Below are 23,291 nucleotides of genomic sequence, written 5' to 3' on the forward strand. Positions count from 1 at the left end.
GACCGAGCCCACCGGGGACCGGGGACACACGGTGCCTCTGCGGAGCAAGACGGCCACGAAGCCCCGGACTAAGACCAAGGGGAAGCGCGCCCGGTCCCGCAGCCCGCAGACGCAGCGCGCGCCGCGGGAGCTCGAGCAGTCGGTAGACCAGCTCGTCCAGCAGGTCCGTCCGCACGTCTCTGCCCTGCTCGAACGGGACGGCAACGAGTCCGTCACCCGGGTCCAGCTGCGGGAGATTCTCCGCCGTGAGGGCCTGAAGGGCGGCCGGAACGACCGGCTGAGCCTCGTCCTCCAGGAACTGCGGAGTGACGCCACCACGACGACAAGGAGCTCCGCCCGATGAAGACCTGCCACCAGTTCGACGCCGTCCGTGCGGAGTACGAGCGGGAGATCGGCTTCATGCTCGCCCACTCAAAGCGGCACGAGGGCAGGCCGGCGGCGAAGTCCAGCGCGAAGCAGGCTGCCTCGACGAAGCAGCGGATGGCCCGCGCGCTCAACAGCCACGTCGGTCGCTGCCCCGAGTGCGGCTGAACCGGCAAAACCCCGCTCAAGGCCCCCTAATCGCAAAGGGTGGCCCGACTCCGTGCCGGGCCACCCGCCCCGCTTGAGGAGACACGCCTTGATTCCGCGTCCTGTTCGCTCATCCGAGGCCACGGTCGTCGAGGCCAGCGCCTGGGCGGACGTCCTGGTCCGCCGGAGACTCCTGCACGCCGCCGTCCTCGCGCCTACCGGCCAGTGGCTCATCCAGGGCCACTCATAAGGATCCGTCCGTGTCCTTACGGGACCGGCCGACGTCCTCGCGCTGGCCGCGAGCATCCAACAGCACACCCGCTCCACGAGGCCCGAATCCTGATGACGAACCCCACCCAGACCGGCACCGCCCCGGAACCTGCTCCCAACTCCAACTCGGTCTCGGGGCGAGCAAGTTATCGGCCAAGACACTCTTCCCCGTCGGGGAAGCGCGCCTTGGCCAAGCCCGCCCCGGGGGTGGCGAGAGCGGACCAGCACCGGGGGGTGCTGGTCCGTGAGACAGCGACCGAGGGCGGATCGCAGCCGGAGGAGACGCCTTCACTGCACAAGCCGCGCGCCGCGAAGAAGACCTCGCGCAAGCGCTCGCCCAAGCCGCCCTCGCACAAGCGTGATTACGTCTGCAGCGTCCGCCTGAACGGCGACGAGAAGACCCTGCTCTGCGCTGCCGCCACCGCGACCCGTACGAGCCTGCCAGGCTTCCTCGCCCGCAGCGGGCTCGCCGCCGCTCACGACCTCGACAGCACCGCCGCCGCCATCGCCGGCCACCGCGAGCTGATCGCCGAGCTGTTCGCCGCACGCCGGCACCTCGGACAAGTCGGCAACAACCTCAACCAGATAGCCCGGGCCATCAACTCCGGCGGCCAGCCAGCGGAAATCGACGCGGTCGTCGCGGCGGTCCAGCGCGCCGTGACCCGCGTACAGGCAGCCACAGACCGACTGCTGGAGCAGCGCTGAGCTGGCTCCCCTTACCGCCCCGCATCCCGCCACTCCCAGCGACGACCTCGGACAGCAGCATGATCCCCCGGATACAAAAGCGCGGGCAGCGCACCATCGGTCTCCTCTACTACCTCTACGGGCCCGGGAAGCACGAGGAGCACATCGACCCGCACCTGGTCGCCTCGTGGGACCACAACGCTCCCGACCCCGGCCGCGACCCGTCTGCCACCCTCAAGCAGCTCCAGCAGCTCCTGGACCAACCCGTCGAGAACATCGACCAGGCTGACCGGCCGAAGAAGCACGTGTGGCATCTGTCCGTCCGCAACAGTGCCGAGGACCGGATCCTGACCGACGAGGAGTGGGGCGAGGTGGCCCGCCGGATGGTCGCCGCCACCGGTATCGACTACCCCGAACAGGGCGCGGGCTGCCGGTGGGTGGCCGTCCGGCATGCCGACGACCACATTCACATCGTCGCCACGCTCGCCCGTGAGGACGGCTACAAGCCCGACCTCGACCACGACGCCGCTCGCGCCCAGGCCCAGGCCCGCGCCTTGGAAGCGGAGCTGGGCTTGCGCCGGCTCAACAAGGGCGACGGCACCGCGGCCCAACGCCCCACCAGCGCCGAGCGCCACAAAGCCGAACGTCAGGGCCGCGAGCGCACCGCGCGGGAGGAACTGCGCGAAACCGTGCGCCGCGCGGTGGCCGGCGCCAGCAGCGAGACCGAGTTCTTCGACCGGCTGGCCGCCGCCGGCCTGATCATCCGTAAGCGCGTCGCCCCCTCCGGCGACCTGCTCGGCTACAAGGTCGCCCTGCCCGACGACCGCAACAAGGACGGCGAACCGGTCTTCTACCCCGGCGCCCGCCTGGCCCCCGATCTGTCCCTGCCCCGTATCCGGGAGCGCTGGTCCGCCGACACTCGCGACCAGGACGCCACAGCGGCAGACGTGCCCGCCCCTGCGGCGCCGAGCGACCCGGCCGCCGCCCGCCGACGCACGGCCTCGGCCGCGTGGAACGCGGTGCTCGTCATCGAGCACGGCGACGACGCCATCGCCGCCGCGTACATTGCCGCTGCCGGCGAGGTCCTGGACGCGCTCGCGAAGACCTCCGCGGCCCGCACCAGGCGCGAACTGCGTGACGCCGCCTTCGCGTTCGAGCGGGCCTCCCGCTCCCACGTCCGCGCCGAGCGTGGCCACGACCGAGCGCTGCGGCAGGCCGCCCGTGACCTCGTCTATAGCGGTCCGGCGTTGGGCCGCGGCGAGGACGGCGCGACCACCGCGATGGCGATCGACATGCTGTTCTTCCTCATCACCGCCGCCGCCCACTGGCACGCGAAGAAGAACCACGCCCAGCAGGCCGCCGCCGCCCGCCAGGCCGCCGAACATCTGCGCGCCGCCTACCAGGCCGCCGCCGCCCAACCCCTCGGTGCCCTCTACCAGCGAGGCCGGCGCCTGGGCCGGGCGCTGCGGCAGCGGCAGACGACGGTGCTGCGCACAGCGCTGCCGGAGTTGGCCGAGCAGATCCTCGCCGAGCCCGGCTGGTACGCGCTCGCCGCCACCCTCGCCGACGCCGAAGCCGCCGGCCATGACCCGGCCGCCCTGCTCGCCGACGCCGCGGGTCGGCGGGAGCTGGACACGGCGGAGTCCGTCAGCGACGTCCTGGTGTGGCGGCTGCGCCGGGCAGCGGACCTGCCTGCGGATACCACCGGCATGGTGCCCGACGCTCACGCCGCACAGCGCTCGGCACAGCGCGCCGGGCAGCACATCCCCGGACAGGCCCGGCCTGGGCGTGGCCGGTCGTGACTGTGGACTTTGTGAATTGAACAGGTCAGCGGACTTCGCGCACGATCATGACGCGTGCAGGACGAGACGAGGGAGGACACCGGGTGTTTCACCGGATACGACGACGCCGCCGCGCGGTTGAGGAAGAGTTCAGTGAGGTGCAGCGCCAAGCGTGCGAGGCGTGGCTGCGGATGGCCGACCAGGTGCCGCCGGTCCTGCAGATGCAGGAGGAGCATCAGCTCGCGGAGCCGGCGCCGGTTGTGGACGACTTCCTCCCGCCGGAGCTGCGCGTCCCCAGCCACGACCAGCTCGACGGCCGGGTGATGCCCTGGCCGTGGCCGGTCGTCCTGGACGGCGAGGTCGTCGCCTGCGCCGAGTGCGGCGCCTACCGCGAGTGGCTCATCCTCTCCACCCACAACCAGGTCTGGCTGCGCTGCCAGGCCGGCCACGAGCAGCACGAGACCCGTCTCGACACCGCGTGGTTCAACCGGCACTCCGGCCCGGGAGATGCCATCCACGCCACGTTCGAGGACTGCCTGCGGCACCTCGGCCACCGCTGACCTCCACTCCTTCGGCCCCTTCTCGGGCTCACGGGCCCGCACTGTCCAACCGTCACCGAGCACCACAGGGGTCAGTTCACCCATGCGCGTTCGCCTCACCATCACCGCCCTCGGCCTCACCGCCGCCGCCCTCACCCTGCCCGCCTGCTCCGCCGGCACCAGCCAGGCGAAGTCCACCTCCCCGTCCTCCGCCCCCGCAGACCACCCGGCCACCACCAAGCAGAGCGACGCCCCGCTGTCGTCGGCCGCGCTTCAGCCCCGCCTGCTCGACGAGAGCGACCTCGGGTCCGACTACACCCGCAAGCCGGAGGACACCTCCAGCCACGACGACGTCACCGTCACCGGCTGCCCCGCCCTGGAGAAGCTGGGCGGCGACGCGGCGGCCAGCGGCTCCCTCGACTTCCCCAACAAGGCGAAGGTGTCCTTCACCTACACCGGCGGCAGCGCCGGTTCGGAGGTCTCCGAGGAGCTGTACAGCGACACCTCCACGAAACTGTCCGCCGGCATCGATCGGATCTTCGACGCCATGACCGGCTGCCCGACGTACCAAGTCGTCTCCGGTAGCACCGCCATCAACGTCACCTCACAGAAGACGACCGCGCCCCGGCTCGGCGACCAGCAGTGGAGCCAGCTGATGATCTTCACCTCCGGTGGGCAGGACAGCGTCGTCAAGCAGACCGCGATACGTGAGGGAAGCCTGCTGCTCATCGTCTCCGGCGCCCCAGCCCTGGTCGACCAGCATCTCGACAAGGCCCTCGCCAAGGCGACAGCAACCCGCTGACGCGCCCGCAACGGCGCCCTCGACCACCGCTGTCGAGGGCGCCGTGTCGATACGAGGCTTCAGAGCATCTGGGTGAGCGTGCTGGGTGTCGCCGAGCAGCAGCCCGCCTGGCGTGGCGGGTCAGACGGCCCTCGACTTGAACCGCCATACCGCGTGCTCCATCCCGCCCGGTTCGTGTCCGAGGGCGGCGGCGGCCTCCTCGTACACAGCTCGCAGCTCCTCGTACTGCAGGCCCAACACGCCGGCATCCGCAGCGAAGGCCCGCAGGTGTACGTCCACAGCGACGTGCGATCGACCGAGGAGCTCACGGCCGTCCACAGCCGGTACGACAGTCTCCGGTCCGACAACGCTGGGTCCTCCGGTGATGCCCCGCGGCCGGGTGGGGACGGCAAGCTGGACATAGCCCGTGCGCGACGCGACAAGGGCGAGAGCGTCACCAGCATTGCCAAGGCGCTGGGAGTCCACCGCGCCACCCTCTACCGCCACCTGGCAGAGAGGGCCTGAGAGAGGCGCGCAGGGGCGCAGTCAGGCGCTCACCTCGGAGTGCACCGGAACGGGCGGGCGCACTCCCGTGAGTGCCTCCGCTCGGGCGAGAAGGTGGGGCGCAAGGTCGGGGTACCAGCCACGGGCCACGGCTTGCAGCATCTCGGCCAGGGCCGCGAGTTCCCCGATTCGACCGGCTGGGGTGTCGAGGATGGCGGCGAACTCTTTGCGGATGCGGGCGGCTACGTCGGGTACAAGCAGGCTGTTGGCGTGGAGAAGCCCCGCGTCATAGCCGAAGGGCACCAGGCCCCACCGCTCCCAGTCCAGCAGGCACAGGGGCTCGGCGGTGAGGTTGCCCCAGTGCAGGTCACCGTGACCGGTCACCCGCTCCACGTTGGCGGGGGCCGGGATGCCGAGGAACTGGGGGAAGGCTCGTTCGATCCATCCGTCCCGGACAGTCGTCTTCACACCCTCCGCTTCAGCGAGCAGGGCAAGGGCTTGGCGAAGGTCCGCCCACCATTCGTCAGGCAGCGCCGGATCGTGGTCGATGTCGGCTCTGTCCGGGGACACCACAGGTTGCGTGAGGTAGTCCAGGACTTCGGCCTCGAAGGCCCACTCGCCGTCAGTCCAGTCGTGCACCCCGTGCAGGCGGGGGCGCGGGACGCCTTCGGGTAGGAGCTGGGAAGCCCCGACGATGCCCTCCCCCGGCTTCCTGCCCGCGTTCCTCTTCGCCGTCCGGCTCACCCGTAGCCACCGGTCCTCCGCTCGGCGTCCGAGGGTGACACCGAGGAAGCCCCACGCCAGGGGACCCGTGCAGCTGAGGCCCAGTGCCTTGGCCGCCCGGTCGTGGGCTGCCTCCATCAGGGCTCGTACCTCCTCATTCACCGGCGAGTTCATCCGTCACCCTCCTGAGTTCCTGGGCCGTCAGCGGCGCAGCCAGAGCCTTGGCCATATCGTCCCAGTGCTCGCGGGTGCTCGCGGAGGTGAGGACGACATCGAGGCCGGGGCACGAGCCAGCGGTCAGCAGGGCAGCGGCTGCGGCCGACAGGCCGGGGCGGATGAGGTTCACCAGTTCGGGTGTCATGGCGTCGAGGAGTTCGCCCCCGTGCAGGGGCGCGGAGCCGAACGTGATCAGCCCGGCGTCCTTCGCCTGTACCAGTGGTCCGCCGCCGTTCAGGGCCTGTGTGATCGGGGCATCCATGATCAGGCTGACGGGCATCTGCAAGCCCGTAAAGTGATGCTCGGCGGAACCAGCCGCCTGGCGTGCGAGCGCGAGCAACTCGGCGACACTGAACGCTCCGGAGGTTAGGCTTGACCAAGTGGCGACGCCGTACCCACCTCCTGCCCGCATGGGCGAACTCCTCCAGCGCCGTGAAGGCTTCCCGCTGATCTGCCTGCGGTTGGTTAGCGTGGCTTCGCCATGGCCTCGTCGACCAAGTGTTCACTCATGGAGTGCCAGAGCTTCAGTTTGTATAACTCTCGTGCCACCTTCGTGTCTCCCGCGGACCGCGCTCGGCGGCCGACGTCTCATTTGTGTGCGTCCGGTGGCGTAAGACGCTGCCGCCATGGGTGGTCCGGCACGGTTACTGCGATGGCGTTCGCCAACCAAATGCGTTGAGGTTCGCCGAGCAGCGGCAGTACCGCTTCGAAGTCTGTCTCATCCTTCTCCCGTGTCGCCTTCGTCTTGTAGTAGAGCTGCACCTCGGGCGCCAGGTAGGGGATACCAGTCCCGCTTCTTCGTCCCAACCGCTCGATCGGAAGCCGGATCCGTGGGGTACGCCGGGAGACCCAATGGGTGCCCTCCGCCTCGTCCAGCATGAGCTGCACGGACCAGGGCGCCTCAGGCGTGCGTCGGCACCAGATGTCGTGGAGGGGCGGCTGAAGAGTCTCCCCAGAACGCCACGGCCGCAGCCGCCCCAAGCCAGGTGGGTCCGCCACGTACAGGTCCCAGTCGGTCAAGAGATCGCGCACGCGAGCTTGGTCCCGTCGGAGGACGAGGACATCGAGATCGCCGTGCGGGCGTAGCTCACGGCCGACGGCGAGTTCGATCGCGTACCCGCCAGCGATCCACCACGGGAAGTCGGCCGCAGCGAACATGACAGCTAGATCTTCGGGACGAGCCGGCACCCAGCGCCCCACTCCCTCAATACTCACCTGTCCATGCTCTCAGTGAACGAGGCCCCGGAAGGGAAATCCGACGTAGGCCAGCCATACACAGAGGCCAGCTATGGGGTGAGCCGGTTCGGTCCGCGGAAGAGGAAGGTGGCCTCGCGGATCGACTCCAGTCCGAGCAAGACCATGAGCACGCGTCCAAGGCCCATGCCCAGCCCGCCGTGCGGTGGGCACCCGTACCGGAACGCGTTCAGGTAGTCCTGCATCGGCTCCGGACTCATGCCCTTCTCGGCGGCTTGCTTCAGCAGCACGTCGTAGCGGTGCTCGCGCTGGGCGCCGGTGGTGATCTCCAGCCCCTTCCAGAGCAGGTCGAAGCTCAGGGTCACGCTCGGGTCGTCGGCCGGCCTCATGTGGTAGAAGGGCCGGATGCCCACGGGGTAGTGGGTGATGAACACGAACTCGTGGCCGGTGGCCTGCTGGATGTGGGCGCTGATGCTCCGCTCGCCCTCCGGGTCCAGGTCCTCCTTGGTTCCTTCCGCGTCCCATCCGCCCTTGCGCAGGATGTCGTGCGCCTTGGCCATGGTGATGCGGGGGAAGGGCGTCGTGGGGACGGTGATCTCCACGCCGAACTGCTCCCGGACCGCATCGCCGTGTGCACCCGCGACCTTGGTGATGGCGTGGGCGAGCATCTGCTCCTCGAACGCCATAACGTCCTCGACGCCGTAAATCCAGGCCAGCTCGACGTCGACGCCGGTGAACTCGGTGGCGTGCCGGGAGGTGAACGACGGCTCTGCACGGAAGACGGGGCCGATCTCGAAGACCTTCTCGATTCCGGCCGAGATCGCCATCTGCTTGTAGAACTGCGGCGACTGGGCGAGATAGGCGCTGCGATCGAAGTAGCCCAGTTCGAAGACCTCGGCGCCAGACTCCGAGGCGGTGCCCATGAGCTTGGGGGTGTGCATTTCCGTGGCGCCCTGGGCATAGGCGTACTCGCGCATCCCCTGCTCCAGGGTGGTCTGCACTGCGAACATCAGCTGAGCGGCGGGACGGCGGCGTACGTCCAAGAACCGCCAGTCCAGGCGGTGCTCCAGGCTGGTGTGCTCGTCGATGGGCAGCGGTGTCGCGGCCCGGTTCAGGACCTCGACCCGCTCCGGGATGATCTCCAGGCTGTGGAGCTTCACGATCGGGTTCTCGACGACGCGGCCGGTGATCCGCACCGCGGACTCCGGCGTGAGCTGCTGCAGGGCGGCCTCGATGTCGTCGCCTGCGCCGCCGCGCCGGTGGGTGACCTGCACCATGCCCGTGTGGTCGCGTACGACGACGAACTGGACCTTACTCAGCAGGCGCAGAGTGTGCGCCCAGCCCGACACGGAAACGGTTCGACCCAAGTGCTCGCGCAGGTCAGATACCAGTACACGATCGGTCGTATGGATCATCGCAGCCCTCCCGGGCGTCATGGTGATCCCTTGGGGGCGCGGACGACAAGGGTACTCGCGGTTCCACCACGCCTTCACCACCACTCGACAGTGGCGGCCTCATTCGTGGCCGGTAACGGGGCCAGCCGGCGGGGCATTGGACCACATGGCCTTTCCTCCCCGCACTCAGGAGGGTCTTCGCCCCGGGGCGCGAGGCTGCCTTCCCAGCTGCCAGCAGCTCTCTCGGCTCGCGTGATCCCGGGCTACTCGTCTCCGTCATCGCGTTGTGACGGAGGATAGCGAGCCAGGGCCTCGAGACGACAGCGAGATTTCTGCGTAGATCGTGATCGTGCCAGTGGGCAGGTTCGGAAGCAGGTGCGGCCACCCGACGATCAACGGCGCCAGGAAGGAGGAGGTGTAGTCGCACTGATGAGGACGCTACCCGGGGCGCAGCCTACGAGGCTCAGTCAGCGAATGGACGGACACGGATCCGCGTGACAATTTCGTGGCGCCGGGAAACACAGCTCCCCCATCCTGACGGAATGCCCGACATCATCACCTCGCGCCTTCAGTACAACGCCACAGCGGTACGCCCAGACTGGAAGGACCTCCCACAAGACGTTCGCCATCTCATCACCCGACGCCTCGGAGGCTCAGTACAGGCCGGGCGCAGCGCAGGGAGCGGATTTACCAGCGGCTTCGCCGCTGTACTCCGCGGGGCCTTCGGACCTCTGTTCGTCAAGGCGGTCAAGAGCCTCGACAACAGCGTGGTGGCCGACTCCTACCGCAGGGAAGCGTTGATCAACCAGGCGCTCCCGGCAGAGATTCCGGCGCCACGCCTGCAGTGGATTGAGGAGCACGACGGATGGGTCGTTCTCGGCATCGACGCTGTCCCCGGTGGCCGCATGCCCACCACACCGTGGAAGCCTGATGAGCTAACGGCCACTCTCGACGCATACACGATCACAGCAGAGGCACTCTCCACCCCACCCACAGCACTCCAGCATGTGGGCCTCAAGCCGGTGGGTGACGGCGGTGACTTCGCCGACTGGCGCAACCTCGCCCGAGGCGCCACGCCCACGAACGCCCTGCCTTCCTGGGTACCACTCGACCTACTGGACGTGCTGGCCAGCCTGGAAAGCGGATGGCGGGAGGCCGTCGCAGGCAATGCCGTCCTCCACCACGACCTACGACAGGACAACGTGCTGATCGATGCGTACGGCGCCGCGTGGATCTGCGACTGGAACTGGCCCTGCCTGGGGGCGAGCTGGTTCGACCTCGTCCTGCTCCTGGCCACCGCCTACGCCGACGGGCACGACGCCACCGCCCTGTTCACCCAGCACCCCACCGCCCGCGGAGTCGCCGACGAACAACTCGATGCGGCGCTCGCCGCTCTCTCCGGTTTCTTCCTCACCTCCGGCGGACAGCCCGCAGCAGACTGGTCACCGCATCTTCGCCAGCACCAGACGTGGTGTGGAGAGGTCACACTGCGATGGCTGGCTAACCGGCGTGGTTGGGCATTCTGACCTGGAGCCCACCCGTTCAGTGTTCGACAGACAGCCCGCTCAGCTCAGGCCGAGGGCGGTGCTGTCAGGACACCGCTCGGGATCCACTTGCGCAACACGTCGGGTACCTCCACCGTGCCGTCGGCCCGCTGGTGCTGCTCCAGCAGCGCGGGCACAAGCCTGCTCGTGGCCAGACCTGAGCCGTTCAGCGTGTGGACGAACATCGACTTCCCCTGTTGCGGCCGGTAGCGGATGTTGCCACGCCTCGCCTGGTAGTCGCGGGCATTCGACACCGAGCTGACCTCGACGTACGCCTCGATGCTCGGCAGCCACACCTCGACGTCGTACGTCTTGGCCATCGCTGCGCTGGTGTCCCCGGCCGCGAGTCGCGTGATCCGATAGTGCAGGCCCAGTCCCTTTACCAAGTCCTCCGCTCTGCCGAGAAGCTCCTGGTGTGCGACGTCCGAGGCGTCCGGGTGGGTGAACTGGAACAGCTCGACCTTGTTGAACTGGTGACCGCGCAGGGTCCCCCGTTCAGCCGTGCGGTAGCCGCCGGCCTCCTTGCGGTAGCACGGCGTGTACGCGACGTACTTCCGAGGCAGCTCCGTCTCGGGCAGCGTCTCGTCCCGGTGCAGATTGACCAACGCTGTCTCCGCGGTCGGTAGCAGGAACCGCTCCGGACCGTGCTCCCCCTGCTCCAAGGCGAAGACCTCGTCCGCAAACTTGGGGAACTGGCCCGCGGTGTACCCGGCCGCGAAGGTCAGGATGTGCGGTGGCAACACGAACTCATAGCCGTCCCGCACATGTGCCTCCAGGAAGTGGTTCAGCAGCGCCCACTCCAGGAGCGCGCCGTCGCCCCGGTAGAGCCAGAAGCCGCTGCCGCCGAGCTTCGTGCCCCGCTCATAGTCGACCAAGCCCAGAGTTCGAGCGAGCTCCACATGGTCCCTGGGCGTGAAACCGAACTCCGGACGCTGGCCGGCTTCACGAATGACCTCGTTGTTCTCCTTGCCCCCGGCCAGCACGTCCGCGTCGGGTAGGTTCGGCAGCGGATCAAGGAAGACCTGACGCGCCTGCTCCAGTTCGATGAGCCGCGCCCCGACGGCGGTCAGCTGCTCGCCCACGGCCGATGCTTCACCGTGCAGACTTGCCACGCCCTCGCCAACCCGCTGCCGTTTCGCGATCTCGCCCGAGATCCTCTTGCGCTCCCCACGGAGGCGTTCCATCTCAGCCCGCACCTGTCGGTAGTCGTCGTCCAGTCGAAGAAACTCGTCGAGGTCGACGTGGACCGCCCGCTTGGCTAGCGCCTGCTGGACACGGACTGGGTTCTGGCGAATCAGGGTGACATCGATCATCCTGCCGTGCTCCGTTCGATCAGTCATCATGACGTGATCCCTTGGGAGCGCGGGCGAGAAGGGGCAACTCGCGGTGCCACCGCGCCTTCGCCACCAGCAGATGGTGGCCTCATTCACGACCCGGTCACGGGGGTCAACCGGCGGGGCATTGGACCTTCCCTGAGGCCGTTCCTCCCCGCACTCGGGAGGGGATTCACCTGGGGCGCGAGGCTGCCTTCCCAGCTGCCAGCAGCTCTCTCGGCACGCGTGATCCCTGGCTACTCGTCTCCGTCAACGCGTTGCCCGGAAGGATACGTACGCCGCGATCGGGTCCGCAATCGAGAAACGCTTCGGCGGCTCCCGCAGCGTCCAGGCTTCCCCTTTGCGCACGGCCAGGATGTCCAAGACGTCCTCGCCGTCGCTGCCATATCCTCCCCAGGTGGCAACGACCAAGGTTGACTGGGCGTACGAACTGGCTGGTGAGCTGCTGAGTAGCAGCCTCCCGCGCAGGTGGGCACACTCGCAGGGCGTTGCCGCTTGCGCCCAGACGCTGGCGCCGCTGGCCGGTAACAGCGCCGAGGTGCTGGAAGCGGCTGCGGTGCTGCATGACATCGGCTACGCGCCCCCGCTCGTCTCTACGGGATTCCATCCGCTGGACGGAGCACGGTACCTCCGGGACGTGCACGGGGCGGAGGGACGGGTTGTCCGCCTGGTCGCGAACCACTCGTATGCGCTGCTCGAAGCCGCGGAGCGTGGCCTCCGGACTGAGCTGGCCGACGAGTTCCCCCTCCTGGATGATCCGCTCCTCGTGGACGCGCTGGTCTACTGCGACATGACCACGACGCCGGACGGCCGACGGACGACGCCCCATGAGCGGCTGCAGGAGATCTTGGGCCGCTACGGCGAGGACAGCGTGGTCGGGCGTTTCATCCGCCGGGCCGCCCCGCACATCCACGCGAGTGTGGATCGGGTGCGGGCGGCAGCGGTCGAGGCCGGCGTGGAGCTGTAAGTCCGAGCGGTCAGCCGAGGTAGGGGTAAGCCCCGGTCAGGTAGTGGCCGATCTGCTCGTGCATGCTCGGGTGGATGTCGAGCTTGTCCAGGTCGTCCGGGTGAACCCAGCGCACGCCGTCGGCCTCCTCATTGACGGTGGGCTTGCCCCCTACGGGGCGGCCGATGTACACGGCCTCGTACTGCTGCCGGATCTCGCCGTCGGTGTACTCGATGATGTGCTCCGGGTTGGAGTAGACGCCGAGGAAGCCGGTGACCGCCGCGACGATGCCGGTCTCCTCCTCGCACTCGCGGACGGCGCACTGCGCCGGGCTCTCGCCGATGTCCTGGGCTCCTCCGGGCAGGGCCCACTGGCCGGTGTCGCGGCGTCGCTGGAGAAGGATGGCGCCTTCGTCGTTGACCACGAGCAGGTTGCTGGCGGGGATAAGGGTGTTGGCCTTGGGGGCCTTGGGGTCGTGGTAGTACTCGGTCCTGCCCACGGCAGTGCTACTCCTGTCTGTCGGGCGCCCAGGGGCGCGCGGATGCCCACACGGCCTCGAAGCTGTCGCCGTACCGCTGGAACCACTCCCCGCCGTCTATGTTGCGGAGCTGGAGTAGCGGGTTGGCGCTGGCCGGCTGGCCCCAGATGTGCGGGTTGACCATGAGGTGGTCGTCGTAAGGGTGAACATGGACGAACGATGGCACTCCGGTCTGACAATCGGGGCGAGATCGTGGAACGCATCGTCTGGGCAGGCAAGATGGCACTGCTGGTGGGGATTACGGGTTCTGTCGCCGCTGTCGTCACATACTGCCGTCACGGTCCGAACCCCTCAGCGCACCGGCAAACACAGCAGCATGAAGCCCGCCCTTCCCGAAATCGGGGAGGCCGGGCTTCATGCGTCGAATGAAGGACGGACACCGGCGTTCAGCCAGCCGGGGCGCGCAGGAGCCGGTCCCGCGTGCTCGCCGGCAGCACCCGGCGCAGGACCGGTGCGGTCGAGCTGAGCGAGGCGGCGAACGCGGCGACCAGGTCGTGCGGGACGCTGGCTGCGAAGGACGCCGCCCACAGGCACTGCGTGCCCAGCGCGGGCTCGGCCCATGCCTGCCATCCGGCCGGTCCCGCAGCGTCGGCCTCGGCGACCAGGGTGCGCGGGTCGGCGTCCTGGATGAGCGGCGGCACCTCGCCAAGGCTGATGTGCGAGGTGAACGTCGGGTCCGTCGCTGCCGCCTGGGGCTGGTCGATGTCGCGGAGCCAGCCGTGTGCGGCGACGGTGTCGAGGACCAGCTCGGGGCCAGCGAGCGGCAGGGCGGGCTGGTCGCGGGCGTCGAGCGCGACGAGGAAGTCGGTCACGGCCTCGCCGGGGACGTCGGGGGTGAAGTAGGCCGACCACTGGGCGAGCGGGTTGTTCGTGTCCGCACGGGCGGAGATCTGCCAGGCGATCGGCAAGTCGCCCAGGTGGAACGGCTCGTCCGCCAGGCTCCACTGCGCCCAGCAGCGCGCGTCGGGGCTGATGTGCAGGACGGTGCTGCGCAGGACCTGGCGGTCCTCGGGTGCTTCGTCCGGCTCGTGCCGTCCACGGACGATCGTCAGGCTCGTCCAGCCCAGGCCGGCGAGCGTGTCGGCGACGGTGTCGTAGAGGCGCCCATCGTCACCGGCCAGGTGCCGGGGGCCGACCCAGAACGCGAGCTGGCCGCCGCGTGGAGTGGACGGGTTGGGCGGGAATTCGGGGTACAGGGGCGCCTCCAAAGGGCTCGGTGCGGGTCTAGTTGCCGCCGGCACGGCGGCGGGGGCGGCGCGGCGGTGCCTGCGTGTCGCCCTGCCAGGTCAGAGCGACGGCGACCTCGGGCGGCAGATGGCCGAGCTGTGAGCCCTCGTCTCGGCCTTCGGCGAGGTAGACGACGGTTTGGCCGGTCTCGTCCACGGACTGCACGACTTGCGCCAAGCGGTGTGCCATCGGAAAGAACGGGTTCATGGCCTGGCGGACGGGAGCACTGCGGTCGCAACCAGACAGCAGGTCGATGAGATCGCCGACGGTCATCTCCGTGGACGTCATGAACGGCCTCCTTGGGTGAGGAAAACGGTGAGCGGTGGAATCAGCCGGCGGCCTGGCAGTCAGTCGGCCACCCTCCCAGCGAGGACTACGCGTGGGGCACTGTCATACGCGACGTGAGGTTTCCAGCACGCGCGCCACGGCGGCAGCGACGATGTCGGCCGGCGTCTCGGTGTCGAACGACAGCTGGTAGCCGCGTACGTTGGCCGTGCCGGTGACGGCGATCTTCCATCCCTCGCCGTCGGTGCCGGGACGACCGAGCGGGAACCAGCCGAGGTAGAACCGGCGTGCGCCGTGAGGCGCTTCGTTGTATCCCCGACGCAGTCGGGAGGAACAGGAGGGAGGTTCTTGGGTCTCCTGGCTTACCTGGACGCGAAAGCGCGAGGGGACAGAAGCATGCCAGATCAACGGTGGTCGTCCGGAAGCGTCCTGGACGGGGTGCCGTGGGACCCGCGCGACATGGCCAAAGCTGGATTGCCTGAAGCCCAATCCCCAGGTGGTAAAACTACTGACCCGCCGGAAGGACGCTTGAAACCGGTGCCACACCCTGCTCTGGCTACGGTCGATGGTCGGGGCACCCTCTGGGTCGTGGACCGCCGCCCAGTGAGGGCGGCCAAGGGGATGAGTGGGCGGCCTACCTCGCGCTCGATACGTACAACGAAGACGTACCACGGGATCACCTACCGGGCGCGAGCCCCAAGGTGACGGAGTGCCCGTAGTAGTCGCAGGAGTAACGACCTGCCAGGGAGACCGGGAAAGCCGGTCGCAGGGCGAAGGGGCACAGGTGTTCTGGACGCTCAGCGAAGGGAGGTATGCGAAATGCAGAGCGCCGAAACGGTGCTGGGCGTCATCCGGGAACGCGGCAGGCGCGGCCTGCCGCTTGAGAAGCTGTACCGGCAGCTGTTCAATCACGAGTTGTTCCTCCTTGCCTACGGGCGCATCCGCTCCAACGCGGGTGCGATGACTCCGGGGGTGAACGGGGAGACCGCGGACGGCATGTCGCTGGCCAAGATCGGCACGATCATCGGGGCGTTACGCCGCGAGTCGTACCGATGGGCGCCAGTAAGGCGGGTCTACATCGAGAAGAAGGGATCGAAGAAGAAGCGCCCGCTGGGCCTGCCGACCTGGTCGGACAAGCTGGTCGCTGAAGTGGTGCGCCTGCTCCTTGAGGCGTACTACGACGTCCAGTTCTCTGACCGGTCCCACGGATTCCGCCCGCGTCGGGGCTGCCACACCGCCCTGCGTGAGATAGCGGACAACTGGCAGGGGACCCACTGGTTCATCGAGGGTGACATCTCCGACTGCTTCGGGTCCCTCGACCACGCGATTCTGGTCGAGACCCTCGCGGAGAAGATCCACGATGGCAGGTTCCTGCGCCTGATCGACCGGATGCTCAAAGCCGGGTACCTGGAGGACTGGCGGTGGAAGGCGACGCTCAGCGGTGCGCCGCAGGGTGGCGTCGCCTCGCCGATTCTGTCCAACATCTACCTGGACCGGCTCGACCAGTTCGTTGAACAGCGCCTGATGCCGGACTACAACCGGGGCAAGCAGCGCCGGAGCAACCCTGCGTACGTAAGCGTCCATAACCGGATGAACCGGGCCCGCAAGCGCGGCGACCGTGAAGCGGTACGGCAACTGCGCAAGCAGAAGCGCCGTCTGCCGGTCGGAGACCCGTTCGATCCGGATTACCGGCGGTTGCGGTACGTCAGGTACGCCGACGACTGGCTGCTCGGGTTCGCTGGGCCCAAACGCGAAGCGGAGGAAATCAAGGCCCGCGTCCGGGAGTTCCTGCGCGATGACCTCAAACTGGAGCTGTCGGAGTCCAAGACTTTGATCACGCACGCCGCCAGCCAGCCGGCGTGCTTCCTCGGCTACGACATCAAGACCCAGTACGCCGACACGAGGATCACCGGCGGTCTCCGGGGCGTGAACGGAACCATCGGCCTCTTCGTGCCTCGGCAGGTGATCCGGCAGCGCTGCGCGCTGTACATGAAGCGCGGGAAGCCGGTGCACCGTGGCGTACTGATTCACGACAGCGACTACTCGATCGTGTCTCAGTACCAGGCGGAGTACCGGGGGCTGGTTCACTACTACCTCCTCGCTCAGGACGTATTCCGGTTCAACCGGCTGTGTTGGGTGATGGGGTACTCGCTGCTCGCGACCCTGGCGAACAAGCACAAGTCCTCCGTTGGGGCGATGGCTCACAAGCTCAAGACGACCATCGACACTCCCCACGGGCCCAGGACATGCTTCGAGGTCAAGGTCCACAGAGACGGCGGGAGAGAACCACTGATCGCGCGCTTCGGAGGCATACCGCTCAAGCGCCAGCGCACCGCTCAACTGGTCGACCATGCACCGCCGGAGAGCCGGGCAGGCCGCAACGAGCTGCTGCACCGGCTTCTGGCCGGAGAGTGCGAGCTCTGCGGAACGCGGACCGGACTACAGGTCCACCACGTCCGCAAGCTCGCCGACCTCAACCGGCCAGGTCGGCCACCTCGGTCCGCATGGGTACGCCTGATGGCGAAACGGCGGCGCAAGACCCTCGTGGTCTGTCTGCCCTGCCATCAGGACATCCACGCGGGCCGTGCCACAGCCTCAACCCGGAAATGACCACTGGAGAGCGGTGTGCCGGGAAACTGGCCCGCACCGTTCGGGAAGGGGCCGTCGGAAAAGGACCCGCGCCACGGGCACCTCGTCGGCGGCCTACTTCACCGTCCTTGGAGCTGACGTGTACGTCCGCACGGTCGTCCACGATGAGGTTGAAGTCCTCCGCGGAGAACTGGTCCATGACGAGCGTGGGCTGGCCAGGACCCAGCTGCCACTCGCGCAGCCGCAGGGCTTCGACGGTGGTGGAGAATCCAGGGCCGGCGGGAGCCACGGTCACGGGTAATCACCTCTCTGACCTGGGGTTTCTTGCAAGGTCGTCTACGTTGACATGCTCTCGCGCACGTTGGCCAGTCCTTCCGCGATCTTTCCTGTCTGCCCCCGGCGAACTGCTGTCCTTCGACACTGAAGTTAGTCGACGTCGTCGCTCTGATCTGGGGCGACTGGCTTCCTTGTCAAGGCGTCTGCCCTCTCGCCACCCGGCACAGGACGGCGAGGAGTCCTTGGCTTCGCCAGGCGCGAAGGGCCAGCCCGTCGCGACGTCAATCCCACCGTCGTGGCAGACGTACTCGGCCCCGGGAAACTCGCGCAGCCACGCGGCCAGAGTCGGGGCGGAGCGGTCGGGCAGGACGTCAATCCGCTCAATTGACGGCGTCGATGCCGAGGTGCTTCGCCACCCCGGCGATCTGGCGGCCAGAGGCGCAACCGTCCGGCGATCGCCATCCGGGATCAGGTTTAGGTTTTCCGGGCCAGTCCGGTGGCGATGAGGTGTTCCCAGACCGTGAGACCTCGTCTTTCGCCCATATCCCACGCGATGTCGGTCTCGTCGGGACGCCACAGGGAAGCGGGGGCGATCCCGGGGTCGTTCCAAACCGTCTAGCAGGGAGGCGATTTCCGATTTCGCTGTCAAGGCGTCTGGGTTGGCGACGCGGGGCTTCGGCTTCGCCTGGGGGGAACTGCGCGACCCCAGACGTCGCCGCGGCGACACCCTCAACCGCCCGCGAGGCATGGGGAGCTCAGCACCGGAGTATTCCGGCGGGCGACGTAGTGCGTCAGCTGATCCTCAAGACCGCGAGTTAGCAGACCCCATCAGGCCCGAGTCCGGCGTGTCAGTCTTCCTCGTCCCAAGATTCATCGAGTTCGATGTCCAGGGCTCCGATGCCCATCGGCGGACGGGACGCAGCCGCTCGGACGAGCCAGTCATAGGTGCGGATCTCAATGCGATTCTCTTCCAAGAACTCGTTGCGCATCGCCTCGGTCGGCGCGCCAGGGTTGTCGCGTCCAATGATGATGAGTCCAGGGGGATTCACCCGGATACCTTCAAGCCCTGTGCCGCCGCGGTCCTCGGGAGAGCCAGCTGTGTGGAAGTGTTCTGTGATCCACCGGCGCCAGTCCCGGATCTGCTGCGTGGCCTTGCGGAGCTCTTTTGAGGGTTGCCCGTCGTTGAGGACTAGCCGAGCGGTGGGGCTTTCCAACTCGACGAGCCGCCAGATCACGCCCATGGACGTGACCCCGCCGACTACGAAGTCGGCCACGAACTTGTCAGCGAACCGCACTTGGTGCCTGACGAAGGTGTGGTGGTTGCCGGTGACCAGGTGCCCGAGGATCTGCGGGTGCTGTTCCAGGACGAGCTGCATCGGTCGTTCGTCCGAAGCCTGAGCGAGAGCATCTTCCAGAGCGCGCAGATCACCCAGGTTGGGCGGGTCTTCTACCCTCCACTTGTGCAGCCGCTCCAGCTGTCCAGTGCCCAGCACATGCGCGTTCTTCCGCCGAAGCGCGGACTGTTGCTGCGCCTTGGCAAGGGCATCCACGTACTCCTGCTCGCCTGGCCGAATGATGCGCTGCACGTGCTGTGGCCACGCCCACTGGCCACCACCGCCACGGAAGTAGAGCCTTCCCGAGGCAGCGATCGAGGAGATCACGTCGAAGCGGTCCCCGGGCCCACTGCGGCAGACAACCACCTGGCCGGGCTCGGGCTTCCAGATCTCAAGGCTTTCCGCCACACGCTGAGCGTGTAGGGCACTGATCCATCCGTGGGCGAGCTCCCGATCGATGCCTGCATCCGGCACGACAGCACCGGTCGACTTCGCTAGATCATGCAGATACGAGGACTGCCCATAGGTGCACTCGCGGGCTCTGCCCAGTTCGAGCGGCCCCCGCAGATGCATGCGCAGGATGCCCGCCGCCACAGCAGCTGGAGTGTCTCCTGCTAGGTCCACATCCAGACCGGCAGCAAGCTCCAACTGCGCCGCCGTGGGAGCGGAACGGTATCGCTTCAGTTCCGCCGCGACCGACGCCCACCGTGGTGCGGTCACCGTCATCGCTCCTTTGCCGTGCAGGTCATCATTCAGATCACAAAGTTCTTCCTCTCCGGCCAGCAGCTGACTTGTTTTGCGTTCGCTCAGAGCTGGGCGGAAGACACGCTGCGTGAGGGTATCGATACCACCCCGGACGCGGGGAGAGTTCCCCGAAGTCGGCATGTGACGAAGCCGCTGCGCCACCAGCGCCACAGGGCGATCAACCTCGCATGACTGGGTTGCTGTCGCCGACGCCGAACGGCCGGGTTCACTGTCAAACGCCTCGCTCGCATGACGAGGGACAACTGCCGCCCGACGACATCGGATGGCATTCAGATGGCGTCACCGCATCTCACGACCGCTGGCTGCTCGGTGGCCCATGTGCCACAGATGGGAGACCACTTGTTTCCCGTGCCAGTCGACCATGCCTCGTTGTCAGTGCCTTGCGACACACTTCGAGGATGATCCTCGTACTGATCGAAAACCCACGCCTGTTGGTCGCCTTACTCGCTCTGATCGCAGCCGTCTACGGTGCGCGGCGTGCATGGATGCGCTGGGCGCGCCCGGTGGTACGAGCCCGGGTAGATACCTTCTCGGCCGACACCGAACGCAGGATCTCCACCGCGATGCGGGAGGCCCTGGAAGGCGTCGTGACCCGCGGACCGGAGACTCGTGGCCTTGTGGCTGTATCCGTCCGGCGCTGGGCGCGAGCCATGCCCACGACCATGCTCTGGCAGCTCGCCGTCGTGCTCGTGGTGTTCCTGCTCGTAGACCTTGGCCCCATACCGCACGACATGAAGACCTGGGTTGCCGCAGCGCGTGGGGAGTGGGATGCGATAAAGAGCCTGCCGGGAAAGGCCGTTGCTCTGGGGCAGCATCCGGGCCGGTTCTTGCCGCTTCGGTTTCTCTTTTTCTGCTTGATGTTCGGTCTAGCCCTCTTGGTGTGCTGGCCCGCGCACCTGGCGCGTTCAGGAGGCGAGGCTCAGCTCACCGGTTCGCCGAGGCAGACGCATAGGCGCGAGGCCGCCGAAGCTGCCGCACTGAACTGGCCGGTCGTGGCACTGGCCGTGTGCGCGATCCAGTGCGGCCGTGCGTATCACGAGTTGCAGCGACAGTCCCAAGCGCCGACGGGAGTGCTGGAGCGCAAGCCAGTCTCCGTGAGGCGAGCGGAGAACGTGATCAAGCAGGCATGGCGCACGTGCTATCGGGTCGGCCCGTTCAACGGGGTGCGCCGCCACGACCGGAAGGTGCTCAAACAGCACGCCGAAAAGGTCATAGCCGCTCTGAGGAGTGCCGAGAGTCGCCAGTACAAAGACCCCTCGGGTGCGCTGCCCGAGTTGGCGACGATGCTCTTGGTGATCGCCGAACGGTACGCACAAGGCCGAGTCTCACAGTTGCTGGACGACGAGCAGCTCGAGAACGTACAGGTCCCGCGGGATTGGGGGTGGCTACGGCTGCTGTTCGGCGGAGTGCTGATCACAGTCGCGCTGGTTGGCGTGGCACAGATAGGGCTACCCGACACCGCCGTAAGCCCTGTAGCGGCACTGCTCATCACGCTGGTTCTCACCATGGTCTACCGAGGACGCCTTCCGAGCCTTGGCGACCTGATCGACATCATGCGGGGTGCGGATCGACGCTAGCCGATGATCACCAGCGCCCAGCACACCAGAGGTTGTCCAGGATTGTAAGACTCACCAGCATGGCCGTGGCGCAAAGTGAATCCAGAACCAGCGGGCCAGCAGCGCAATTGCGGCCGGAGGGCGCTGGAACCTACCTCGGCCCCTGTCCGTGATGCTCCTTGATACCCGGCGCCGGGAGACCTCGAGGCCCGTGCCAGAGTGATCGACATGATCCCCGCAGACGTTCCCGACGAGCCGCCGCCCACGTATGCCGACAGCTTCGACGTGCCGGTCCTGTTCCGTAACGGGCCCGCGAACAAGCCGCGCAGACAGTGGCGGACGGCCGAGCATCAGCCGTGGGCCGGGTCGAACGGCTTCCCGGCGGCCGACGGCTGGTACGCCCCGACCACCACGTGGCGGGAGATCATCAAAGCCGCCACCGAGGTCGGCCGGGACGTCACCCCGCACCTGCAGAACCAACCACGCTACGCACACGGCGAACTGGTCGCTCGGGTTTCCCCGCTGTACGCCTACCTCGGGGCGCACTCCGTCGAGCCCCGTCACCCTGTGCCTGGGTCCAAGGGACGACGCCTGACCTGGAACCCGGTGTACGCGCACGGCACCGAGCGCAGCGCTAAGAACGCCGCCGGCTACCGGCTGGGCATGACGATGACCGAGTGGGCCTGCCGCTCGCTGCTGGGCCTCGGTCAGACTCAGCATCTTGAACTCGGCGGCCCCATCCCGGCTCTGTACGACACGTTCAAGGATCCAAAGAAGAAGCTGCCCGACCTGTGGGGGCGCCACGAGGCAGAGGAGATGTACTGGCTGATCGAGGCCAAGGGGGGCGACGTCGGCCTGGGCACGCTTCGCAAGGGGTGGGCGCAGCTGGCGGCCGGCAGCAAGATCCTCGGCGCGTACGCGCACCGCACCGTCCTGGTCGGAGCATCCGTACGGCCCGGTGACGATCTCTTTCTCACCATCGACCACGACCTGCACCCCGGCCAGCCGCCCATCAGCCCTGACGGGTCCGGCATCGACGAAGAGGCGGTGGGCCCGGGCAACCTGGAAGACCACCTCAGCGACAGCGACGACGCGCTCATCGGCGCGGCCCGCGCCCAGATGCTCACCTACCTCGCCTTGCGCTCCGCTCCCGCCTCGCAACTGCGCACCGTGCCGGTGGCCGCCGACCGCACTTCCCGCCGCCGACGCACCGGGCTCACCACGCCCCTGGAGCACGACGGGCTCACGCTGGCCATGCGGGCCGACGCCCGCGGAGCAGCGCTTCAAGCCGAGCAGCAGACCTTGCGCGCCGGTATCCGCTCCATGGGGCTCGACGACTTCCTCACCTGCCGCATCCCCGGAACCGAAGTGCATCTCGGCATGTCCCGGAAGCTATTCGCCGCCTGCGAGCGCCTCCACGAGGAAGACCTAGCCATCGCCCGGCGCACTCCAGGACTTCGCGCCGAGGACGAGCCGAGCTTCGACCAAGAACTCAGCGACGAAGCCCAGGAAGAACAGCGGCTCACCCAACGGCGGATCTTCCGCGAACAGCAGGAGGGAGCCCGCCCCCGGCTGCGCCTCTTGCTCCGCGACGCCTACGAGCGGGGTGCGACGAGCGACTGGAGCGAACTGCTGCGCCGCCCCCAGGAGCCGGCACTCGACCTGGAAGGCGACGCGAGTCTTCTCGAAGCGGCGACCCCAGAGACGTACCTGGCTGTCAGTCGCTACGACCTGCCCCCGGTACGCGCCTAGATCTCCACATCAACCGACCCCGAACGGTGGCGGTGCGTTCCTGGGAGCCGCTCACCCAACCTGGATGACAGAGCGGTAGGTCAGCTGCCGTCGGCCAGCTGGAGCACCGTACGCACGGAGACGATTCGCTGATCTTGGGGCGCGGCCGACAGTCGGAGGCGGGAACTGATCACCGGCCGCTGGTCCTCATCGGCACCCCCAAGGGCGGTCCGCAGCGTCAAGGGCATCACGGGCCGCTGGTGTGGCGGGAAGTTCCCTACCGATTGTGCGTCCGTGAGCGCCGACTGAGCGTCAGCGTGCGTGGTGCTCAGGTGCTCACGCGCCCGCCCCTCAGTGTCCAGGGTGGATCACGACTGCGTGGCGGAACGGCAGTCTACGGAACCGCCGGCTGCACCCTGTTGGTCCTGGCGGACACACGCCTCCAGCAGCGTCGCGAGGCGCAGATGGGGCCTCCTCCGGATGGCACCGCCTCCCATCCGGGCGAAGGAAGTATCGCGTGCGCCGCCCGTCTCGCTCCGGTGTGAGGTAGCCGACTTGTTCCAGGTCCTC

General features: G+C 67.9%; 22 protein-coding genes and 2 pseudogenes. 12 read left to right on the plus strand and 12 right to left on the minus strand.

Features of this window, described 5'->3' with window-relative positions; genetic code table 11:
- The 7 genes and pseudogenes from AB0G56_RS07210 to AB0G56_RS07240 all read left to right on the plus strand — a co-directional run.
- Window positions 1-343: pseudogene (locus AB0G56_RS07210) on the plus strand (hypothetical protein); the annotation flags it as partial.
- On the plus strand, window positions 340-531 hold the full coding sequence (locus tag AB0G56_RS07215; RefSeq protein ID WP_073946777.1) for a hypothetical protein: 192 nt from the start codon (window positions 340-342) through the stop codon (window positions 529-531). The pseudogene AB0G56_RS07210 and the gene AB0G56_RS07215, both read left to right, overlap by 4 nt.
- A 435-nt stretch (window positions 532-966) precedes the next feature.
- Window positions 967-1,485, plus strand: coding sequence for a plasmid mobilization relaxosome protein MobC (gene mobC / locus AB0G56_RS07220; RefSeq protein ID WP_234377038.1), 519 nt, complete (start codon window positions 967-969; stop codon window positions 1,483-1,485).
- A gap of 59 nt (window positions 1,486-1,544) precedes the next feature.
- Window positions 1,545-3,266 (plus strand): relaxase/mobilization nuclease domain-containing protein, encoded by a 1,722-nt coding sequence (locus tag AB0G56_RS07225; RefSeq protein ID WP_360964936.1) that lies wholly within the window; start codon window positions 1,545-1,547, stop codon window positions 3,264-3,266.
- 83 nt (window positions 3,267-3,349) lie between these two features.
- Complete coding sequence (locus tag AB0G56_RS07230; protein ID WP_360964939.1) at window positions 3,350-3,805, plus strand: hypothetical protein; 456 nt, start codon at window positions 3,350-3,352, stop codon at window positions 3,803-3,805.
- An 82-nt stretch (window positions 3,806-3,887) separates the two neighbouring features.
- Entirely contained in the window at window positions 3,888-4,586 is a 699-nt protein-coding gene (locus AB0G56_RS07235; protein WP_334540778.1) for a hypothetical protein, read from the plus strand.
- Window positions 4,587-4,739: 153 nt separating this feature from the next.
- Window positions 4,740-5,090, plus strand: a complete 351-nt coding sequence (locus AB0G56_RS07240) for a helix-turn-helix domain-containing protein (protein ID WP_360964942.1) — start codon at window positions 4,740-4,742, stop codon at window positions 5,088-5,090.
- Window positions 5,091-5,111: 21 nt separating this feature from the next.
- Here AB0G56_RS07240 and AB0G56_RS07245 read toward each other — a convergent pair whose 3' ends face one another.
- From AB0G56_RS07245 to aspS, 4 genes are all read right to left on the minus strand, one after another.
- The gene (locus AB0G56_RS07245) at window positions 5,112-5,966 is read right to left on the minus strand and encodes a hypothetical protein (RefSeq protein WP_360964945.1); all 855 of its coding nucleotides are present in this window, start codon (window positions 5,964-5,966) and stop codon (window positions 5,112-5,114) included.
- Window positions 5,947-6,348 carry a hypothetical protein gene (locus AB0G56_RS07250; RefSeq protein WP_360964947.1) on the minus strand — a complete coding sequence of 134 codons (402 nt, stop codon included), beginning with the start codon at window positions 6,346-6,348 and terminating at the stop codon, window positions 5,947-5,949. The genes AB0G56_RS07245 and AB0G56_RS07250 overlap by 20 nt, the downstream gene beginning before the upstream one ends.
- Window positions 6,349-6,596: 248 nt before the next feature.
- Window positions 6,597-7,166 carry an amino acid transporter gene (locus tag AB0G56_RS07255; protein WP_360965228.1) on the minus strand — a complete coding sequence of 190 codons (570 nt, stop codon included), beginning with the start codon at window positions 7,164-7,166 and terminating at the stop codon, window positions 6,597-6,599.
- 128 nt (window positions 7,167-7,294) lie between these two features.
- Window positions 7,295-8,617 carry an aspartate--tRNA(Asn) ligase gene (aspS, locus tag AB0G56_RS07260; protein ID WP_360964950.1) on the minus strand — a complete coding sequence of 441 codons (1,323 nt, stop codon included), beginning with the start codon at window positions 8,615-8,617 and terminating at the stop codon, window positions 7,295-7,297.
- Window positions 8,618-9,138: 521 nt separating this feature from the next.
- On the opposite strand from aspS, the gene AB0G56_RS07265 reads away from it, so the two are divergent.
- Window positions 9,139-10,122 carry a hypothetical protein gene (locus AB0G56_RS07265; RefSeq protein ID WP_360964953.1) on the plus strand — a complete coding sequence of 328 codons (984 nt, stop codon included), beginning with the start codon at window positions 9,139-9,141 and terminating at the stop codon, window positions 10,120-10,122.
- A 44-nt stretch (window positions 10,123-10,166) separates the two neighbouring features.
- On the opposite strand, the gene serS is transcribed toward AB0G56_RS07265, so the two are convergent.
- Entirely contained in the window at window positions 10,167-11,453 is a 1,287-nt protein-coding gene (gene serS / locus AB0G56_RS07270; RefSeq protein WP_360964956.1) for a serine--tRNA ligase, read from the minus strand.
- A gap of 376 nt (window positions 11,454-11,829) precedes the next feature.
- Between serS and AB0G56_RS07275 the strand changes: the two genes are divergently transcribed.
- Entirely contained in the window at window positions 11,830-12,441 is a 612-nt protein-coding gene (locus AB0G56_RS07275) for an HD domain-containing protein (RefSeq protein WP_360964958.1), read from the plus strand.
- 10 nt (window positions 12,442-12,451) lie between these two features.
- Here AB0G56_RS07275 and AB0G56_RS07280 read toward each other — a convergent pair whose 3' ends face one another.
- From AB0G56_RS07280 to AB0G56_RS07300, 5 genes are all read right to left on the minus strand, one after another.
- Complete coding sequence (locus AB0G56_RS07280; protein WP_334540763.1) at window positions 12,452-12,919, minus strand: NUDIX domain-containing protein; 468 nt, start codon at window positions 12,917-12,919, stop codon at window positions 12,452-12,454.
- Window positions 12,920-12,926: 7 nt separating this feature from the next.
- Window positions 12,927-13,082: a hypothetical protein gene (locus AB0G56_RS07285; RefSeq protein ID WP_199880944.1), complete on the minus strand. Its 156-nt coding sequence runs from the start codon at window positions 13,080-13,082 to the stop codon at window positions 12,927-12,929.
- 262 nt (window positions 13,083-13,344) lie between these two features.
- Entirely contained in the window at window positions 13,345-14,166 is an 822-nt protein-coding gene (locus AB0G56_RS07290) for a DUF317 domain-containing protein (RefSeq protein ID WP_006143135.1), read from the minus strand.
- A 16-nt stretch (window positions 14,167-14,182) separates the two neighbouring features.
- Window positions 14,183-14,473 carry a hypothetical protein gene (locus AB0G56_RS07295; protein ID WP_061915897.1) on the minus strand — a complete coding sequence of 97 codons (291 nt, stop codon included), beginning with the start codon at window positions 14,471-14,473 and terminating at the stop codon, window positions 14,183-14,185.
- A 102-nt stretch (window positions 14,474-14,575) separates the two neighbouring features.
- Window positions 14,576-14,878 carry a DUF317 domain-containing protein gene (locus AB0G56_RS07300; RefSeq protein WP_360964962.1) on the minus strand — a complete coding sequence of 101 codons (303 nt, stop codon included), beginning with the start codon at window positions 14,876-14,878 and terminating at the stop codon, window positions 14,576-14,578.
- 411 nt (window positions 14,879-15,289) lie between these two features.
- Here AB0G56_RS07300 and AB0G56_RS07305 point away from each other — a divergent pair, with 411 nt between their 5' ends.
- Window positions 15,290-17,080: a reverse transcriptase domain-containing protein gene (locus tag AB0G56_RS07305; RefSeq protein WP_360964965.1), complete on the plus strand. Its 1,791-nt coding sequence runs from the start codon at window positions 15,290-15,292 to the stop codon at window positions 17,078-17,080.
- 729 nt (window positions 17,081-17,809) lie between these two features.
- On the opposite strand, the pseudogene AB0G56_RS07310 reads toward AB0G56_RS07305, so the two are convergent.
- Both AB0G56_RS07310 and AB0G56_RS07315 read right to left on the minus strand, forming a co-directional pair.
- Window positions 17,810-17,972: pseudogene (locus tag AB0G56_RS07310) on the minus strand (SAM-dependent methyltransferase); the annotation flags it as partial.
- Between the two features lie 211 nt (window positions 17,973-18,183).
- Complete coding sequence (locus AB0G56_RS07315; RefSeq protein WP_360964968.1) at window positions 18,184-19,584, minus strand: Shedu anti-phage system protein SduA domain-containing protein; 1,401 nt, start codon at window positions 19,582-19,584, stop codon at window positions 18,184-18,186.
- A 248-nt stretch (window positions 19,585-19,832) separates the two neighbouring features.
- On the opposite strand from AB0G56_RS07315, the gene AB0G56_RS07320 reads away from it, so the two are divergent.
- Both AB0G56_RS07320 and AB0G56_RS07325 read left to right on the plus strand, forming a co-directional pair.
- The gene (locus AB0G56_RS07320) at window positions 19,833-21,011 is read left to right on the plus strand and encodes a hypothetical protein (RefSeq protein WP_360964971.1); all 1,179 of its coding nucleotides are present in this window, start codon (window positions 19,833-19,835) and stop codon (window positions 21,009-21,011) included.
- Between the two features lie 207 nt (window positions 21,012-21,218).
- The gene (locus tag AB0G56_RS07325) at window positions 21,219-22,742 is read left to right on the plus strand and encodes a gamma-glutamyltransferase (protein WP_360964974.1); all 1,524 of its coding nucleotides are present in this window, start codon (window positions 21,219-21,221) and stop codon (window positions 22,740-22,742) included.
- Window positions 22,743-23,291: the final 549 nt, after the last annotated feature.

The sequence above is a fragment of the Streptomyces sp. NPDC021356 genome (assembly GCF_040641015.1).
GTDB lineage: Bacteria > Actinomycetota > Actinomycetes > Streptomycetales > Streptomycetaceae > Streptomyces.

Coding starts and splice junctions, on each gene's coding strand:
- AB0G56_RS07215 (WP_073946777.1), top strand. CDS start 340: ATGAAGACCTGCCACCAGTTCGACGCCGTCCGTGCGGAGTACGAGCGG.
- AB0G56_RS07225 (WP_360964936.1), top strand. CDS start 1,545: ATGATCCCCCGGATACAAAAGCGCGGGCAGCGCACCATCGGTCTCCTC.
- AB0G56_RS07235 (WP_334540778.1), top strand. CDS start 3,888: ATGCGCGTTCGCCTCACCATCACCGCCCTCGGCCTCACCGCCGCCGCC.
- AB0G56_RS07245 (WP_360964945.1), bottom strand. CDS start 5,966: ATGAACTCGCCGGTGAATGAGGAGGTACGAGCCCTGATGGAGGCAGCC.
- AB0G56_RS07255 (WP_360965228.1), bottom strand. CDS start 7,166: ATGTTCGCTGCGGCCGACTTCCCGTGGTGGATCGCTGGCGGGTACGCG.
- aspS (WP_360964950.1), bottom strand. CDS start 8,617: ATGATCCATACGACCGATCGTGTACTGGTATCTGACCTGCGCGAGCAC.
- AB0G56_RS07265 (WP_360964953.1), top strand. CDS start 9,139: ATGCCCGACATCATCACCTCGCGCCTTCAGTACAACGCCACAGCGGTA.
- serS (WP_360964956.1), bottom strand. CDS start 11,453: ATGATCGATGTCACCCTGATTCGCCAGAACCCAGTCCGTGTCCAGCAG.
- AB0G56_RS07275 (WP_360964958.1), top strand. CDS start 11,830: ATGTCCAAGACGTCCTCGCCGTCGCTGCCATATCCTCCCCAGGTGGCA.
- AB0G56_RS07285 (WP_199880944.1), bottom strand. CDS start 13,082: ATGGTCAACCCGCACATCTGGGGCCAGCCGGCCAGCGCCAACCCGCTA.
- AB0G56_RS07295 (WP_061915897.1), bottom strand. CDS start 14,473: ATGACGTCCACGGAGATGACCGTCGGCGATCTCATCGACCTGCTGTCT.
- AB0G56_RS07305 (WP_360964965.1), top strand. CDS start 15,290: ATGCAGAGCGCCGAAACGGTGCTGGGCGTCATCCGGGAACGCGGCAGG.
- AB0G56_RS07320 (WP_360964971.1), top strand. CDS start 19,833: ATGATCCTCGTACTGATCGAAAACCCACGCCTGTTGGTCGCCTTACTC.
- AB0G56_RS07325 (WP_360964974.1), top strand. CDS start 21,219: ATGATCCCCGCAGACGTTCCCGACGAGCCGCCGCCCACGTATGCCGAC.